The following is a 16447-nucleotide window of genomic DNA, read 5'->3' on the forward strand; positions in this document are numbered from 1 at the left end:
TCACCGGCCGTCGGGCTCCACACCGACCGGGGGCGCCGGCGGGCTCCCACCCGGGGTGACCACGGCCGGGGCCGCGCCGGCGGACCCCTCCTGCGCCGCCGAGCCGTCGGCGCGATCGACCGGCGCGGAGGGACTCCCGTCCCCCGACGATGTGCCGGGCCGGGGAACGGCGAACACCAGGAGGGCCGCGACCGCCATCACCGCCGCTCCCAGCCACAGCGCCGGAACCAACCCGTCCACGAAGGCCGTCGGCGGCGCGTAATCACCCCGGGCGGCGAAGACCGAGGCCAGCAGCGCGATGCCGAGCGCCCCGCCGACCTCGCGCAGGGAGTTGTTGACACCGGAGGCCACTCCCTGGCGGCCGGCGGGTACCGCGCCCATCACCATCGCGCCGGCCGGTGCGAAGAACATCGCCATGCCGAGCCCGCAGAGCACGAACGCGGGCACCTGCGCGGCGTAGCCCACCTCCGGGTCGGCGACCAGCGCGAACCAGGCCAGCCCGGCGGCCATCACGGCCAGCCCGGTGGTGACCACGGGCCGTCCGCCGATCCGATCGGTGAGGACCCCGGCGAGCGGGGCGATCAGCAGTGGCACCGCGGTCCACGGCAGCATCCGCAGGCCGGCCGACTGCGGGCCGTGCCCCTGGATGATCTGGAGGAATTGGGTGAGCAGGAAGATCGAGCCGAACATACCCAGGAACATCAGCAGGCTGGCGGCGTTGATCAGCGCGAAGGTGCGGGAGCGGAAGAGTTCGAGGGGCAGCAGCGGGGCCGGCGCCCGACGCTCCCACCGCACGAAGAGCGCCAGCACCGCGACGCCGGCGCCCAGCGGGCCGAGCGTGGAGGCCGCCGTCCAGCCGTGCTCGTGGCCGCGGACGATGCCGAGGACGACACCGAGGAGACCGGCGGAGGCCAGGAGGGCGCCGAGGACGTCGAGGCGGGTGTCCGTGCCCCGGCTCTCCGGCAGGCGCAACCGGATCAGCGGCAGCAGAAGCAGCCCCACGGGGACGTTCAGCCAGAAGATCCAGTGCCAACTCAGGTGCTCGGTGACGGCGCCGCCGACGAGCGGGCCGCCGGCGACCGCGAGGCCGTTGATCGCGCCCCAGATGCCGAAGGCGGTGCCGCGCCGTTGGGCGGGAACGCTCGCGGTGATGAGGGTGAGGCTCAGCGGGAGGAGGACGGCGGCGCCGACGCCCTGGAGGGCGCGGGCGGCGATGAGTTCCCCGGTGGAGCCGGCCAGCGCGGCGAGGGCGGAGGCCAGGGTGAAGACGATCACGCCGCCGGTGAAGACGCGGCGGCGGCCGAAGCGGTCGCCGAGCCCGGCGGCGAACAGCAGCAGGCAGGCGAACGGCAGGGTGTAGCCGTTGACGATCCATTCCAGAGCGGCGAGGCTGCCGTCCAGGTCCTCGCGGATGACCGGCAGCGCGGTGGTGACCACGAGGTTGTCCAGGGCGGCCATGAAGGTGGCCGTGCCGGTGATGCCGAGGACCCAGCCGAGGCGGGCCGGGGGGCGGTGGTCGGGTGGTCCGGCCTCCGACCCGGTCGGCGCGGGGGCCGCGGTGTCGCTCATCGTGTTCTCCCTCCGGGTGGCGGACTCCCGCCCATCACCCAAGTAGTGATCGATCAATAACTTTCAGGGACCGAAAAAACGGCCGCCCACGGGCGGCCACCCGGAGCGGGTCACTCCCCCTCGTCGGGCCCGACCGGGGCCTCCCCCACTCCCTCCCCCATCCCCGACAGGAAGTCCGGATTCCGCTCCAGACACCCGGCCCACACCCGATGGTCCGGCGGAAAGCCGAGGGCGAGCTGGACGTTGATCAACATGCCCATCGCCATGAACTCGTCGGTCCGTCCGGAGTCGGCCCCGAGCCGGATGTGCACCAGATCCCACAGGTCACCCCACACCCCCCGGAGTTCGGCCGCGAACTCCGGATCCCCGGTGGCGTCGGCCACGGCCGCCGCCACGTACATCTGCATCTGGAACAGCAATCGGTCGCGGTCGACGACCAGATCCGGATAGACGTGCCCCATGGCGTCCGTCGCCTCCTCGGGATCCATCCCCTCGCTCACCTCGGCGAAGCGCTCCCGGATCTCGTCCGTGCAGCGCCGCGCGGCGGTCAGGAAGATCGCCCGCTTGTCGGGGAAGAGTCGGAAGAGGTAGGGCTGGGAGACCCCCACCCGACGCGCGATGGCGGCCGTGGAGGTCCCCGCGTACCCACCCCGGGCGAACTCGACGATCGCGGCCCGCACGACGCTCTCGCGCCGCTCCTCCGCGCTCATCCGCATGTCCGCTCCAGCCATGATTCGAAGTTATTGGCCAATCACTAACTTTGTCAATCGCCGGAGCCCCCGGACACGGATCCCCGTGCCCGGGCCCGGCCCGACCGGGGTCAGGGAAGCCGGACCACCGCGCGGGCCATCCCCAACACCTTCCGACCGTCGCAGACCGCGGTCAGGTCCACCCTTACGGTCCGCTCCTCGTCGTCCTTGGCCGCGACCCTGCCGGAGACCTCGACCACGGCGCCCACTCCGTCGTCGGGGACCACCACGGGCTTGGTGAAGCGCACCCCGTACTCGACCACCGAGCCCGGGTCGCCGGTCCAGTCGGTGACCACTCGCACCGCCTCCGCCATGGTGAACATGCCGTGCGCGATGACGTCGGGCAGCCCCACGTCCCGGGCGAATCGCTCGTTCCAGTGAATCGGGTTGAAGTCACCGGAGGCACCCGCGTAACGCACCAGCATCTCGCGGTTGACCGGGAAGCGCTGCGCCGGCAGCGTCGCCCCCACCTCCACGGCGGTGTACGCCGGGCGGTCCGCCGAGGCGTCCCCCTCCCGGGTCCCGTCCTGCGTCCGAGGCGTCGTCACGTCGCTCACACCCTCTCCCCCGCGCCGACCGTCGCCGCCCGGCCCCGCGCGTCCTCCGCGTTCCCGTCCCGGGCCGCCGGCGGCTCGGCCGCCCGGGCGACCAGCTTGGTCCAGGCCGTCACCACGTGTTCCCCGGCGGCGTCCAGCACCTCACCCCGGATGTCCAGGACGTCGTTGCCCGCCAGGGACTTGATCGACTCGATGGTCGAGGAGACCGTCAACCGGTCCCCCGCCCGCACCGGCCGCCGATAGGCGAACCGCTGATCACCGTGGACGACCCGGGTGTAGTCCAAACCGAGGGCGGGATCACCGATCACCGCGCCCGCGGCCCGGTAGGTGATGGAGAACACGAAAGTGGGCGGGGCGATCACGTCGGGATATCCCAACGCGCGAGCCACCTCCGGGTCCCGGTACGCGGGGCTGTCGTCGCCTATCGCGTCCGCGAACTCACGGATTTTCTCCCGGCCGACCTCGTACGGCTCGGTGGGCGGGTAGCTCCGGCCCACGAATGACTGATCCAGCGCCATGGGCGCGAACACCTCCGGGTACACGCGCGAGGCCGCCCCCCGGTAGGGAGCGGCCTCGGCGCACGATTGCACGTGTCAGCGGGTCTCGCGGTGCGCGGTGTGCGAGTTGCAGCGCGGGCAGTGCTTCTTCATTTCCAGGCGGTCCGGGTGGTTCCGCCGGTTCTTACGAGTGATGTAGTTCCGCTCCTTGCACTCCACGCAGGCCAGCGTGATCTTCGGGCGGACGTCTGTGGCAGCCACGTGAGTGCTCCTTGACGAACGGACAGTTCCAACACAGAGAGAGTAGCCGATCGGGGACCGAGATCCGCCATCGGCTACTTCGGTGAGTAGCGGCGACCGGACTTGAACCGGTGACACAACGATTATGAGCCGTTTGCTCTACCGACTGAGCTACGCCGCCAGGATGCGGAACCCACCGAGGCGGCGGGTGTCCCACACCACAGAGCCCCAAAACGGAATCGAACCGTTGACCTTCTCCTTACCATGGAGACGCTCTGCCGACTGAGCTATTGGGGCGAGCGATGAAGAGATTACACGCTCCCGCCCGTAACGCGAAATCCGTTACCTCTCGTCGGCGCCCCGTCGCGGACGGACCCGTACGCGGGTCCCCGCACCCGGTCGCCCTCGTCCCCCGGAAGGCCCCCGGGACGCCCGACCCCGCTCCGACCTCGCCCGACACGCCGTTCCCTGGCCCACTCGGACCGACCCCGGACCACGGCGGTACGACTATTTCCGCCCTCCCCGCCGAGCCCCTCCTCGCCCCTTACGCTCGGCCCCACCGGCCGACCCACCGGTCCGGGCCGGCCCACCAGCCGATCCGCGGGGAGCACCATGCCTGCCGAGCCCATCGACACCACCCTGGTCCTCGGCGGCCCCCGACTCGTGGACGGCCGAACCGTGGATGTCGGCCTCTCCGGCGGTCGGATCCGGACCGTGGGCACCCCCGGCAGCCTCGCACCCCGCCCCATCTCCCGACGCCACGACCCCGGCGGCGGCCGTGTGGTCGATCTCACCGGCTGGCTCCTGCTCCCCGCCCCCGTCGAACCCCACGGCCATCACACCACCGCGCTCACCGCGCCCGGTCCACCGGCCGACCCCGCGGCCCTCGCCGACGGCCCCCCGCCCTCGGCCGCCCGGGACGGGGGGTCGGTACTCCGGCGGGTCACCGAGGCCGCCCTGCACCACCTCGCCCACGGCGCCACCGCCCAACGCGCCCACGTCCCGATCGGGGGCGCCGACGGAGCGCACGCCCTCGACGCCGCGCTGCGCGCCGCCCGATCCCTGGTCGGCCTCACCGACCTGCGGCTGACCGCCGACGCCGGACCGCTCACCGGCCGTGCCGCCGCCGACGGGCGCGCCCTCTTCCGGGAGGCCGCCGCGATGGGGGTGGACGCGCTCGGCGGCCTGCCCGACGCGGACCCCGACCCGGCCGGCTGTCTCGACCTCCTGGTCGCCGCCGCCGCCGACCACGACCTCCCGCTCGACCTGCACACCGACGCCGGGGACCCCGCCCTCCTCGACCGGCTCGCGACGGCCGTCGCCGGGCACCGGCCGGGCGTCGTCATCGGCCCGTGCGCGGGGCTCGCCCGGCTCGATCCCGGAGCGCTCTCCCGCGCCGCCGACCGACTGGCCGCCGCCGGCGTGACCGTCGCCCTGCTGCCGCAGGGGCCGTGCGCGCCCCTGCGGTCCGGAGCCGGAGGGGCCGAGGCTTCCGGCGGGTCCGGCGGGGGGCGCTCCGCCGACCACCCGCGCCGCGTCCCACCGGACACCGCTCCCCTGGCCCGCCTCCTGCGCACGGCCGGGGTCCGGGTGATCGCCGGCAGTGGCGCGCTGCGCGACGCCGCCAACCCGGTGGGACGCGGCGATCCGCTGGAGGCCGCCTGCCAGCTCGTCTCCCGGGGCGGGGAGGACCCCGGCCGGGCGTACTCGGCCGTCTCCGACCTGGCACGAGCCGCGCTGGGACTCCCGGCGGTGCGGATCGAGGCGGGATTCCCCGCCGAACTGCTGGCCGTGCGCGGTGACTGCCTGCCGGACGTGCTCTCCCTCGCCTACAGCAGGCTGGTCGTCCACCGGGGACGGATCGTCTCGCGGACCAGCGCCGTGCGCGAGTACTGCGACATCGGGGACGGCGCGGCGACCGAACTACCCCGCCAGTCCACCGGTTGAGGCATCGCCCGGTCGGCGGGAAGCGCGCGCCGGCCGGCGCGGCCAACCCCTCCCGCCGGACCTCCCGGCGTACCGTCGACACCATGCGCATCGTCATCGCCGGAGGCCACGGACAGATCGCCCGCCGACTGGAACGCCTGCTCGCCGAACGCGGCGACCGACCCGTGGGGCTCATCCGCAACCCCGACCACACCGCCGACCTCGAGGAGATCGGCGCCGAACCGGTCGTCTGCGACCTGGAGCGGGCCGATCCCACCGAGGTCGCAGACCATCTGCGCGGCGCCGCGGCGGCCGTCTTCGCCGCCGGCGCCGGACCGGGCAGCGGCGCCGAGCGCAAGGAGACGGTGGACCGGGCCGCCGCCATCCTCTTCGCCGACGCCGCGGAACTCGCCGGGGTTCGTCGGATGATCGTCGTCTCCGCCATGGGCACCGACCGCGAGCCTCCCGCCGACACCGAACCGGTCTTCGCCGGTTATCTGCGGGCCAAGGCCGCCGCCGACGCCGAGATCCGTTCCCGGGCCGGCCTGGACTGGACGATCCTGCGCCCCGGCGCGCTGACCGACGACCCCGGCACCGGCCGGGTGCGCCTGGCCGAACACACCGGCCGGTCGGCGGTCACCCGCGACGACGTCGCCGCCGTGCTGCTCGGTCTGCTGGACGAGCCCCGCGCGGCCGGATTGACCCTGGAGTTGGTCAATGGGGACGTGCCCGTGACCGAGGCCATCCGCGACCTGACCGGTACCAGCGCCTCCTGAGCCGGGGGGAGGGGGGCGGGACATCCGTCCCGGCCCCCTCCCGCTTGCCCCCCACGACGCCCGGCACCGGCCCGGTCACCGTTTCCGTCCCGTTCTCGGGCTCGGGCGACGGTCCGGGGGATCACGCCGACGCCCCGGACCGGGCACACCCGACCGGAGCGGGCACGGATTGTCGGGCCCCGGCCCCCGCCCGGGGCCGAACCTGGAGGCGTCAAGGGAAGGGGATCCGGTGCTCGAGCACCTCAACCGGGCCATGGACCACATCGAGGAACGGCTGGTCGTCCGGCCCGACACCCGGATCGACGTCACGGAGCCCGCTCGCATCGCGATGACCTCGGAGTACCACTTCCGACGTCTGTTCTCCGCTCTCGCCGGGATGCCGCTGTCGGAGTACGTCCGTCGGCGACGCCTCACCCTGGCCGCGGCGGAGGTGATGGCCGGTGGGCGGACACTGCTGGAGATCGCGGTGCGTCACGGCTACGGCTCCGGCGAGGCGTTCGCCCGGGCGTTCCGCGCGATGCACGGTGTCGGTCCCGCCGAGGCCCGGCGTACGGGGGCGTCCCTGCGCTTCCAGTCCCGGATGTCCTTCCACCTCGTCGTCGAAGGGAGTGGGGAGATGCGTTACCGCGTCGTGGAGAAGCCGGCGTTCTCACTGGTCGGGCGGAAGGCCCGGGTGCCGCTGGTGCACGAGGGGGTGAACCCGGCGATCGCGGAATTCGTGCGCGGCATCGGGGAGGAGACCCACCGTCGGGTCGAGGCGCTGTCGGACCGGGAGCCGCACGGCGTGATCTCGGGCTCCGTCCTGTTCTCCGAGGACCGTTCGGAGGGTACGGAGTTGGACTACTACCAGGCGGCGGCGACCGGGGCCGAGCCACCGGCGGACATGGACGTCCTTCCGGTGGCGGCCGGGACGTGGGCGGTCTTCGAGAGCTCGGGGCCGTTCCCCTCGACCTTGCAGTACACCTGGCGGGACGTCTTCACCCGGTGGTTCCCCTCCAACCCGTACCGCAGCGTGCCGGGACCCGAACTCCTGCGGGTGGAGCTGTCGGAGGACGGCGCCCGGGCCGACGCCGAGATCTGGATTCCCGTCACCCGCACCGACACCCCACCGGCCTGAATCCCGCTCGGGGTGGTGTGGGCCGGGGTGGGGATTCCCTCCGCTCACCCCTGCCGAAGCCCTCACGCCGGTTATCGTCCTGCCGGTCGGTGACCATGGACCACCGGAAGGGGGCCGGTGCCCCGGAGCGGACCGGGAGCCCGTCTCGATGCCCCACGGTGGCGGGGTCCGGGACGGGGAACACGGGCCGGGGAACACCCGGGGGAGACGGGCTGATCCGAGCCGGGATACGGGCGGTACCGGGTGAGACGCTCCGCGCGGTCGGCCGTCAACACCCGAACACGATGAAACCCCTTCCGACCTGCGGTTTCGCAAGGTCGGAGGGGGTTCCTCGTTCCGGTGGCGGCGCCAGGATTCGAACCTGGGAAGGCTGAGCCGGCAGATTTACAGCGGGCTCCTTTCACCCCCCGCTATCTGCGGTTTCGTCAGATTCCAACGTAGTTGGGGAACACCTGGGGGAAGGTAGCCGCTCCACGGCTCCTCATGATCGAAGAGCTCCTGCCAGCAGCTGGCGGGAACACGAGATGCATATCGGACGTTTGGGCTCAGCTCCTGCCTTCCCTCAGCACTCTCATCACCACCCGGTGAGAGGGTCACCTGCCTAGAAGGCCGACCGTGTACGAAGCGACGTGGGACGTGGGACGTGGGACGTGGGACGTGGGACGTCACCAGATTGTGCGTCAGTTTGCGCTTACGGCACCGGGTTGTCAGTCCTGACCGGTACCCTCCCGAGCATGTCAGCAGACTCCAAGGGCACGCCTCGTGACCGGCGACGCTCGTTCAACAGGAGGGAGCGCATCGCGCTCTTCGTGGCGGCTGATGGTCGATGCAGCGCCTGCGGCATCGAGTTACCCACAGGTTGGCACGGAGACCACGTGAAGCCGTGGTCCCAGGGTGGAGCCACTGACGTGATCAACGGACAAGCGCTTTGTCCGGACTGCAACCTGCGGAAGGGGAGCCGGAGGATGGAAGAGATGGACGAGCTACGCAGCTGGCAGCAGGAGACACGTGAGCTGTATCACCTCCGGAAGGGAGGCAAGGATGGCAACTTTCTGGTTGTCGCCACTCCCGGAGCAGGAAAAACGCGACTCGCTCGAACTCTGATTGCGGATCTCATCACCCGCCGAGAAGTTGATAAAGTCGTCGTTGTCGTACCTACCGCACATCTACGAAAGCAGTGGGCCCAGGCTTGCGCTCCTTCGGGCATCAAGCTGAACTATACGTACGAAAACGGTGGCGGGCTGGCGGCGGATTACGACGGGGCCGTGATTACCTACCAGGCAGTGGGTTCAGCACCTCATCTCTGGCGCAGGCTTTGCACCATGCAGCGAACCCTAATTGTCTTCGATGAAATCCATCACGCCGGCGACGGCGAAAAGTTGACATGGGGTTCGGCACTCAAAGCAGCATTCGATGGAGCGGAAAGACGGCTCCTGCTGTCCGGCACTCCTTTTCGTAGCGATGGGAACCCAATTCCATTTGTTCGCTACGACGATGGGCGTGCCACTCCTGACTACAACTATGATTACGGTAAAGCACTGGCTGACGGTGGCGTTGTGCGGCCAGTCGTATTCCCCGCCATGGATGGTGAATCCAAATGGCGTCGCGCTGGAGCAGTGGAAACTACATCGGTCATGTTGACCGACACAGACAAAAAGACCACTCCCCCCGCCCTCCGCGCGGCCTTGGATCCTACAGGTCTCTGGATTCCCTCCGTGTTGCGGGAGGCGAATGAAGCGTTGACAGTAGCCCGAGTCGATGCCCCGAACGCAGGCGGTCTAGTGGTCGCAGCGCGTCAGCAGGAGGCTTACGCATACTGCGATATCCTGGAAAAAATCACAGGTGAGCGACCCGCTATCGCAGTATCCGATGAGCCCACGGCTACGAAAGTCATTGAGAGCTTTGCCGATGATGATAGCCGGTGGATTGTTGCAGTCCAGATGATCGCAGAAGGAGTGGACATTCCACGGTTGACGGTTGGCGTCTATGCCTCCAACATCCGTACGCAAATGTTCTTTATTCAGGTGACCGGACGCTTTGTCCGAATGCGTGACGAAGAAGATGAGACCACGGCACGCCTGTTCATTCCTTCCATTGAGCCGCTCCTCGGCTTCGCTCGCGATATTGAGAAAACTGTCGATGCCGTCCTCGCGGACGAAGAGAAACGCATCCGAGAAATCCAGAAGGATGCCAATGAAGGCAACCTTGACGGAGAACTCTCTCTTCTCCCTGCCTTTGAAACAGTCGGATCTTCCGAGGCGCTTCACCATGCGACTATCGCTAATGGTGAGGCCATCACGACAGAAGAGCGAGAGCTCGGACAAGCCGTTCTAGATGCCGCCAGGGGAGCTATCCCCCGTAGTATTACACCAGAGTCAGTAGCGCTAATTCTCAAAATTGGCAACGTAACCCACCCTGCCCCTAGGCCGCGAAAGCCGCAACCTAAAGCACCTCTCCTTGATGACCAGAAAAAAGAAACTCGCCGACTCATCCAAAAGAAAGTGAGTAAGCTTGCCGCCATCAAGAAAGTTCCTCATTCCCACTTGAACAACGACCTCAACACCACCCTAGGCAGCAAGGTGGACAGCGAGACTTTGGAGCAGTTGAACAAGAGGCTCTCAGTTTTGGATAAATGGCTATCGGAGGTATAGTAATGAGCGATTCCGACGGCAACGCCATCCTGGTAAACGTTCTTACGTCATCACTGCGTTCAACGCTTAACGGGATGGAAACGGCTCCAGGGCTTTTGCGTCAAGTTTTGGAAGAGGGGTCTTGGCGCACCTTCACAACCCCTCGTGGCGAGACGGTCACATACGAGACCTTTGAGCAATTTGTCACCACCGCCCCAACTAAGGGACTTGGTCGAACAGTCGAAGAACTCGTTCAGGTCGTTTCTGACGACGAGACAACCTTGGCTCTACTTGCAAAGGAGCTGGGATTCTCTGTCGAAGAACTCAGAAATACTGAGGGCCTTCAAAATATTCTGAACCCGATCACCGAGGATGCCCAAGCGTTCGGCTCCTACGCGAAGGTAGGCGGATGGATGTTTGGCCTGCTGGTTGCTCGAAACGTCACCCCAGAGAACGCCAAAACAAAAACCAATAAAGGTGACGTAATTCCAGGGTCGGGAAAACCCAATGAAACTTTGGAGCGCTTCAAGAAAGTTTCAGCGAGACAATTTGCCTTGATGGCTGATACGAGTGCGGCCCGGGTCACCCGCTTCTACCGAGCATGGGAACGAGCAGCGGAATCCGGGCTGGTTCCATCTGCTCGTGAGTTGCATCCTGGGCAGAGCATTGAGCTGCCTGATGCAGACCTGTGGGCGAATTATTTTTCCAATTACGAGAAAAGTACAGAACGCCGCGAAAATATCGCCCAGCAAGCAGAAATCGCTGGAACCAGCTACAACCTAGCTGTAAAGGTAGCAGAAAATCCATCAGCTCTGCGAACAGCCATTCTCGGAGATGTGAAAACTGCCGAAAATGCCCGGGAGGCGCTATTCGCCAGAATGGAGAAAGATGACGAACTGCGTGTCAGCCTAGTTCGTAGCGTAGCGAGTGATCCTCAAATTAAGAAGCACCTAACAAGTGAGGCCCGCAAGCACGAGCGCAGTCAATTCATTCGAAATATCGCAGAAGAAGGAAGAGCTAAAAGTCCTACTGGTCAGACGGTAGAACTGCCAGAAAATTTTAAAGCGAGGATCAGTGATCAGTTGGCCGTCGTCGAGGACTCCGAAGCCGACGCAGAGGCTGTTTCCGTCGCGTACGAAGCAGTTCGAGATTTGATTACGGAAGCTATTGAATCAGACCCCGAGATGCAAGCTTTGGAGCATCGATCGAGAGTGACCAAGGCTCTGACTGCCACAGCGAAAAGCATTCAATCCATTGACCCAGAAGTCTTGGCAAACTTTGCAGACGACTCTGTACGTACAACCGTTACAGAGCTACAGCGCAAGATTAATGAGCTGGCCGACCTACTTGGAGAATCGAAGACCGTAACCCTCCGTGCGGTTTAGTCTCGGAATGCAATTTCCTGTTCGAGGACTTGCAGCGCAGCAATCTGTACATTCACATCGCTATACCGTGGGGGATGAATTTCCTCCTGGCCAATTGCAGCCAATATCACCTCTTGCATCGGTAGCGACGCCATGCTCAAAAACCTCAAACCAATGGCGGAGCGGCTCCTCTAATTTAGGATCCGCTCCGCCACTCAAACATAAAATAAAAGCCGAGAAGAATGAAGATTCTTCGATCTTCTGTTTATTGGCAAGAGGTCAAGTAGTTCTGGCGGAAACGACCAGAGCTTCTGCTAGCGGCAGCAGGGAAGTCACCACGACAGCAGCTCCCGCATTGATGAGGAAACGCTCTTTCCGCTCTTTGTTGGCGTAGCCGATAGTGAGCACATCAGCGGCATGACCCGCCTCGACGTCACGTACTGCATCGCCGATGAAGATGTACCCCGAGGCATCCCGGCCGGGCTCCATGGCGTCCAGCAGCAGGCACGGGCTCGGCTTCATGCTCTCCGGTTCGCCCGGCCTCCGGCCGACCACCTTGTTCACCCGATGCGTGAGCCTGTGGTTCTCCAAGTAGCACCGGATGGCACTGCCTGCGTTGTTACTGACCACGATGACGTCCCGGCCGGAGTGAACCGCGGCATCGAGAACGGCACTCATCTGGGGGTTGGGACGTGCGAGCCGTGCTGCCTCGGTCTCCAGATCGGCCAGAATCCGGTCTGCGTCGGGGACACTACCCGGCGCTTCATGGGCGATCCGTCGCAACAGCGCGAGCGGATCGTTCTCCGCCTTCCAGTCGGGCCGAACGTCATGCTCGGCATCGGCGAGCTGCCGGCGCATCCGTTCCGCCACTTCATCGGCGTTCAAGCCGGCGAACACCGAGCAGAACGGTCCGTCGAAGTCCACCAGCAGGGTCCGGACTCCACTCAGAAGCTTGGAAAGTTCCTGCTGGGGCTTCATGCGTCCTCCCGCCGGAAGGCGATGCTGTCCCACGTGCTGTCGAACCATCGCTGCGACTGCTGCACGTACTGTGATCCAAGTGAGGAGTCGTCCGGTCCGGTGGAGTGGTGGAAGAGTGTCGTGTCTTTTCCGGTGATGTCGAAGAAGTCTCTCTCTTCCCCATCCACCACCATCTTCCGCTGACGCAACGGGTAGTAGCCGAAGAAAGCTTCGGTTCCGTTGAGGAGATACAGCTTGAACAGGGCCGAGGCCCGGAAGAAACGGATCTCCACCTTCGCCGACTGGACAAGGCCCAGTTCGGCCAGCATCTCCACTCCGTGCTTGATCCCCCCGGCGTAGTTGACCGCGAGCTGACCGGCCCTGTGACGGAGCGCCGGATCATCCTTCAAGCCATCGGCGAGCACCGGGACCGCCATGTTCACGCTCGTGTCCGGCAGGAGTAGCCGGACCGAGATGGACTGAGGGGTGAGCCGTCCCGAACGCACCTTGTCCAGCGGTTCTTGCATGGCGTTGTGCAGGGTTTCGCTGGAGAAACCGGTGAAATCGATTCTCACCGTGTCCTCTTCGAAGGCGGATTCAAGGTGCGGTCGGAGACCCACCGGCCGTTCCGTCCGCTGCCGGACGAAGCTTCCCTTGCCCTTCTTGGTCACGATCAGCCCGTCGTCCCGCAGGACGTCGAGAGCCCTCGCCACGGTCGCCTTCGCGACCTGGTAGCGCCGCATCAGCTCGGGGCCGGACGGCAGCTGGTCACCGGCCGCGTACTTGCCCGTGAGGATCTCGGCACGCAAGGCGCTGCTGACCTGCTGGAAAGCCGGTCGCGTGTCATCGGGGTCAAGGCTCATTCCTTCATCGTAGGCCACCTCCCCAGCAACCCCAGGAAGCACAGGATTCCTAGCCTGGTTGACCTTCCTAGGAAGGTTGGCTAGGTTCATCACGCCGCACCGAGCGAGAGCGAGGTGGGGCCCGGATGGGCCTTCTTTGGGCTGCCTTCCGGGTGCTGAGGGCGGGGACGCTGCAATCCCGCCAAAGGCCAGGTGAACAGGGCTTCGGCCCGACTGGCGAGGTGGCCCGGTGACCGCGAGCAACGGCCGGAGTGTGGGGACCACGAGTCCCCCTTGCAGTGCGAGATCCCTGCCCGAACGAGGAGAGGAAGGCCCGTGATCAGACGAAGACCCGGGGCGGGTGCGGCGTGCCGGACCGGCGCCGCACCCCCTGCCCCGCGCGTCCCGCCCCTCGCCGTGAAGCCGGGATAGCCGGTGGCGAGAGGCCCAGTGCGTCGAGCGCACTCGATCCCCGGCAGCCCTCCGAACCGCGACGCCCGTGGCTCCGGGCCTGCCGGGCGGTCGTGACCGCTCGAACGATCGGTCACCACCAGGTGCGCCCCCGAAGCGGCTACTTCGGGGGCGCGCGCCACAGGAACGATCTGGAAGGACCCCCTGTGAACGTCTTCATCATCGCACTCGCCACCACCGCGCTGACCGACAAGGAGCGCGAGGAGCAGCGGCGCGAGGAGTTGCGGCGCAAGGTCGCCGAGCGCAACGCCCAGTCCCGCCGCGACGCCCAGCTCAAGGGCAACCGCCGCTAACCCCGTCCGACCATCCAGCCCACCCGTGGCGCCCCACCCCGGTTTCGGGGTGGGGCGCCGTGTGGTGTGTCCGATAAGGAGAGACCCCGTTGTGAAGAGCTTCATCGGTCGGCACGAGGTGCGCGACCACCACGATTACCTCGAACTCTCGCTTGGCACCGACCCCGACCTGTGGTTGGGCGTGGAGGGCGAGAGCGCGAGCGAGCGGGCGGCCCGGCTGGACGCCGGGTTGGACATCCTGGCCGATGACCCCGACCTGGCCCCGGCCGTGGTCGCGGTCATCACCGAGGCCATCGCCCACCGCCCCGGCCCGCTGGCCGCCCTCCCGGCCCCGGTTGGGGGTGTGCGATGAACCAGCCGACCACCACGGCGGCCGGGACCGCCCGGGCCGCCGCCGAGGCCATCCGCACGCTCAATCACCTGACCTTCCGCCCCGACGCCGAGGCCGAGTGGGAGATGCCGGGGGACGTCTACTCCGTGATCGGCGCCCTGGCCTACCTGGTCGGGCGCCTGCCCCAGACCCTTCGCCAGGCGGGCGAGTTGCTGGAGGCGTTGCACGGCACCGGGCGGCTGCGGCACGACTCCGGGGACCCGGCCCGCCTGGACACTGATGTCCACAACCTCCACGCCGCTACCGAACAGGCCACCACCATGGCCAGCATGCTGGCCCGCGCCCTGTCGGACGCGCACAACGACCTGGCCCACATCGGCTACCGGGACGAGGAGGAGCGGTGATCCGGATCGTGACCACCCGCCGCCTGCGGGAGAACGACGGCCGATTGACCGGGGCCCGGTTCCGGGCCCGGAAGGCCGAGAACCTCGCCGAGGAGATCACGGCCAGGGCCGACACCGACCTGGCCGCCGCGTTCGAGCGGGCCGAGGCGGCCGAGCGACGCGCCGCCACCGCAGTCCGGGAAGCCGCCTCGGTCCGGGCCGCCCTGGAGGGGACCCGCGTCGAGGCCACCCGGCTACGCGAGGAACTGGCGGCGGTGCTGCGGGGCCCGGTGGTGGTGATCGTGTTGCTGCACCGCGGGCGGCTGCACAGTGTTCACGCCCGCGAGGAGGACGCCCTGCGGACAGCCGAGAGCGACCCCGTAGCCCCCGCCGACCCGGGCGGCTGGACGGGGTGGAAGCCGCTGTCCGAGAACCCTGTGGAGAACGGTTGGTGTCTGCGGCGGATCACCGTTCAGCGCCCCGACCCCGGTGTTCACGACACCCCGTCCGGTGTTCACGGCCCGACCGCCGGTGTTCACGGCGATCCGGTGGGGAGTGGTCGGGATGGATGAGCGCACCCTGCGGGAGGCCGAGCGGGTGTTGTCGGTCGGTACCTGGCTGATCGTCTTCGGCGCGGTCGTCTTCTCGGTGCTCACCGTCACCCCGCTGGTCGCCCGGGTCACCCCGGAGGGGTGGAAGTGGACCGCTCCGCTGCTGCCCATCGTGGTCGACGCGGCCGTGGTCATCGTCGTGCGCCTGGATGCCGCGCTGGCGCGGGTGGGGGGTCGGGCGGGGGGTTGGCCGGTGCTGCTGCGCTGGATGACCGGTCTGATGACCCTGGCCCTGAACACCGGCGCCTCCGCTTTGAAAGGTGACTGGGTGGGGGTGGCGGTGCACTCGGTGGCGCCGCTGCTGCTGATCGTCGCCTCCGAGGCCGGGTTGGCCTATCGCCGCGCCCTGGCCGCCGCCGTCGCCGCCAAACGCGCCGAGGAGACGGCGCAGAAGGCGGCCCGTGAACAGGCCCGGGCCGAGCGTGAACAGCGTGAGCGCGCCGAACACGAAGCCGCCCGCGACCGGGCCGAACGCAAAGAGCGTGAGGAGCGCGAGCACGCCGCGCGGCTGGCCCGTGAGGAGCGCGAGCACGCCGCCGCGCTGGCCCGTGAACAGGCTGCAGCCGAACGTGAACGCGAGCGGCTGCGGCTTGAACACGAGCAGCGCATCCGTGAACAGGACAGCGCCGAACGCGAACGGCTGCGGGTCGAGCGTGAACAGCGCGAGCAAGCCGAGCGGGAGGCCGCCCGCCGCGCGGAGGCCGAACGCGTCGAGCGCGAGCGCCGTGAGGCCGAACGCCGGAGAGCTGCCGAGGCCGAACGGCGTCGTCTGGAAGAGGCCGAGGCCGAGGAGCGGCGGCGTCGTGTGGAGGCCGAGCGGGCCGAGGCCGCCCGCCGGGAGCGCGAGCGCCTCGAGGCTGCCGAGCGGCGCCGTGCCGAGCTGCTGGCCGCCGGCCCCGCGACGGACAAGCAGCCCGAGGAGGTGGCCCGGCAGACCGTGGCCGACGCCCACCAAGCGGGCTTGTCGATCCGACAGGCCGCCGACCTGTGCGGCTGGTCGGTCGGCTGGGTCACCGCCCGCTACGGCGAACTCCGTGAAGCCGTCCCCGCCTGACACCCACCCCCGGTGCCCGGCCGCCCCTTCCCGGCGGCCGGGCACCGGCCCCTTCCCATCCAGACCCCTTTGAACCGGGA

Annotated in this window: 17 protein-coding genes, 2 tRNA genes and 1 pseudogene; 11 read left to right on the forward strand and 9 right to left on the reverse strand. The window is 67.9% G+C overall.

The genetic code is table 11. From position 1 onward, the window contains the following. From LZF96_RS01120 to LZF96_RS01150, 7 genes are all read right to left on the reverse strand, one after another. Positions 1 to 1458, reverse strand: a complete 1458-nt coding sequence (locus LZF96_RS01120) for an MFS transporter (protein ID WP_233864955.1) — start codon at positions 1456 to 1458, stop codon at positions 1 to 3. Positions 1459 to 1679: 221 nt separating this feature from the next. After that, positions 1680 to 2300, reverse strand: a complete 621-nt coding sequence (locus LZF96_RS01125) for a TetR/AcrR family transcriptional regulator (RefSeq protein WP_233864701.1) — start codon at positions 2298 to 2300, stop codon at positions 1680 to 1682. Positions 2301 to 2389: 89 nt separating this feature from the next. Then, positions 2390 to 2794, reverse strand: coding sequence for a MaoC family dehydratase (locus LZF96_RS01130; protein ID WP_233864956.1), 405 nt, complete (start codon positions 2792 to 2794; stop codon positions 2390 to 2392). Positions 2795 to 2871: 77 nt separating this feature from the next. After that, the gene (locus LZF96_RS01135; RefSeq protein ID WP_233864703.1) at positions 2872 to 3393 is read right to left on the reverse strand and encodes a MaoC family dehydratase N-terminal domain-containing protein; all 522 of its coding nucleotides are present in this window, start codon (positions 3391 to 3393) and stop codon (positions 2872 to 2874) included. 75 nt (positions 3394 to 3468) lie between these two features. Then, entirely contained in the window at positions 3469 to 3633 is a 165-nt protein-coding gene (gene rpmG / locus LZF96_RS01140; RefSeq protein ID WP_233864705.1) for a 50S ribosomal protein L33, read from the reverse strand. 87 nt (positions 3634 to 3720) lie between these two features. Continuing rightward, positions 3721 to 3793: transfer RNA gene (locus tag LZF96_RS01145), tRNA-Met, on the reverse strand. 43 nt (positions 3794 to 3836) lie between these two features. Next, positions 3837 to 3909, reverse strand: a tRNA-Thr gene (locus LZF96_RS01150). 315 nt (positions 3910 to 4224) lie between these two features. Here LZF96_RS01150 and LZF96_RS01155 point away from each other — a divergent pair. The 6 genes and pseudogenes from LZF96_RS01155 (at position 4225) to LZF96_RS01175 (ending at position 11446) form a co-directional block, all read left to right on the forward strand. Further along, positions 4225 to 5559, forward strand: coding sequence for a hydrolase (locus LZF96_RS01155; protein ID WP_233864707.1), 1335 nt, complete (start codon positions 4225 to 4227; stop codon positions 5557 to 5559). 83 nt (positions 5560 to 5642) lie between these two features. Further along, positions 5643 to 6314, forward strand: a complete 672-nt coding sequence (locus tag LZF96_RS01160; protein ID WP_233864708.1) for an NAD(P)H-binding protein — start codon at positions 5643 to 5645, stop codon at positions 6312 to 6314. 229 nt (positions 6315 to 6543) lie between these two features. Then, entirely contained in the window at positions 6544 to 7431 is an 888-nt protein-coding gene (locus LZF96_RS01165) for a helix-turn-helix domain-containing protein (protein ID WP_233864709.1), read from the forward strand. A 734-nt stretch (positions 7432 to 8165) separates the two neighbouring features. Then, positions 8166 to 8381 (forward strand): annotated as a pseudogene (locus LZF96_RS27245) (HNH endonuclease); the annotation flags it as partial. Between the two features lie 24 nt (positions 8382 to 8405). After that, on the forward strand, positions 8406 to 10082 hold the full coding sequence (locus tag LZF96_RS01170; RefSeq protein ID WP_233864710.1) for a DEAD/DEAH box helicase: 1677 nt from the start codon (positions 8406 to 8408) through the stop codon (positions 10080 to 10082). A 2-nt stretch (positions 10083 to 10084) separates the two neighbouring features. Further along, complete coding sequence (locus LZF96_RS01175; RefSeq protein ID WP_233864711.1) at positions 10085 to 11446, forward strand: hypothetical protein; 1362 nt, start codon at positions 10085 to 10087, stop codon at positions 11444 to 11446. Between the two features lie 258 nt (positions 11447 to 11704). On the opposite strand, the gene LZF96_RS01180 is transcribed toward LZF96_RS01175, so the two are convergent. Both LZF96_RS01180 and LZF96_RS01185 read right to left on the reverse strand, forming a co-directional pair. Next, complete coding sequence (locus LZF96_RS01180) at positions 11705 to 12403, reverse strand: HAD family hydrolase (RefSeq protein ID WP_233864712.1); 699 nt, start codon at positions 12401 to 12403, stop codon at positions 11705 to 11707. After that, complete coding sequence (locus LZF96_RS01185) at positions 12400 to 13245, reverse strand: GntR family transcriptional regulator (protein WP_233864728.1); 846 nt, start codon at positions 13243 to 13245, stop codon at positions 12400 to 12402. Before LZF96_RS01185 ends, LZF96_RS01180 begins: the two co-directional genes overlap by 4 nt. Positions 13246 to 13841: 596 nt before the next feature. Here LZF96_RS01185 and LZF96_RS01190 point away from each other — a divergent pair. The 5 genes from LZF96_RS01190 (at position 13842) to LZF96_RS01210 (ending at position 16367) form a co-directional block, all read left to right on the forward strand. Further along, complete coding sequence (locus LZF96_RS01190; RefSeq protein WP_233864730.1) at positions 13842 to 13988, forward strand: hypothetical protein; 147 nt, start codon at positions 13842 to 13844, stop codon at positions 13986 to 13988. A gap of 91 nt (positions 13989 to 14079) precedes the next feature. Then, on the forward strand, positions 14080 to 14340 hold the full coding sequence (locus LZF96_RS01195; protein ID WP_233864732.1) for a hypothetical protein: 261 nt from the start codon (positions 14080 to 14082) through the stop codon (positions 14338 to 14340). Beyond that, entirely contained in the window at positions 14337 to 14723 is a 387-nt protein-coding gene (locus tag LZF96_RS01200; protein ID WP_233864734.1) for a hypothetical protein, read from the forward strand. Before LZF96_RS01195 ends, LZF96_RS01200 begins: the two co-directional genes overlap by 4 nt. After that, a complete protein-coding gene (locus LZF96_RS01205) occupies positions 14720 to 15274 on the forward strand; it encodes a hypothetical protein (protein WP_233864736.1) in 555 nt (184 codons plus the stop codon). The genes LZF96_RS01200 and LZF96_RS01205 overlap by 4 nt, the downstream gene beginning before the upstream one ends. After that, positions 15267 to 16367 carry a DUF2637 domain-containing protein gene (locus LZF96_RS01210; RefSeq protein WP_233864738.1) on the forward strand — a complete coding sequence of 367 codons (1101 nt, stop codon included), beginning with the start codon at positions 15267 to 15269 and terminating at the stop codon, positions 16365 to 16367. The genes LZF96_RS01205 and LZF96_RS01210 overlap by 8 nt, the downstream gene beginning before the upstream one ends. Positions 16368 to 16447: the final 80 nt, after the last annotated feature.

The organism is Streptomyces sp. ST2-7A (genome assembly GCF_021390475.1).
In the GTDB taxonomy this organism is placed as follows: Bacteria; Actinomycetota; Actinomycetes; order Streptomycetales; family Streptomycetaceae; genus Streptomyces.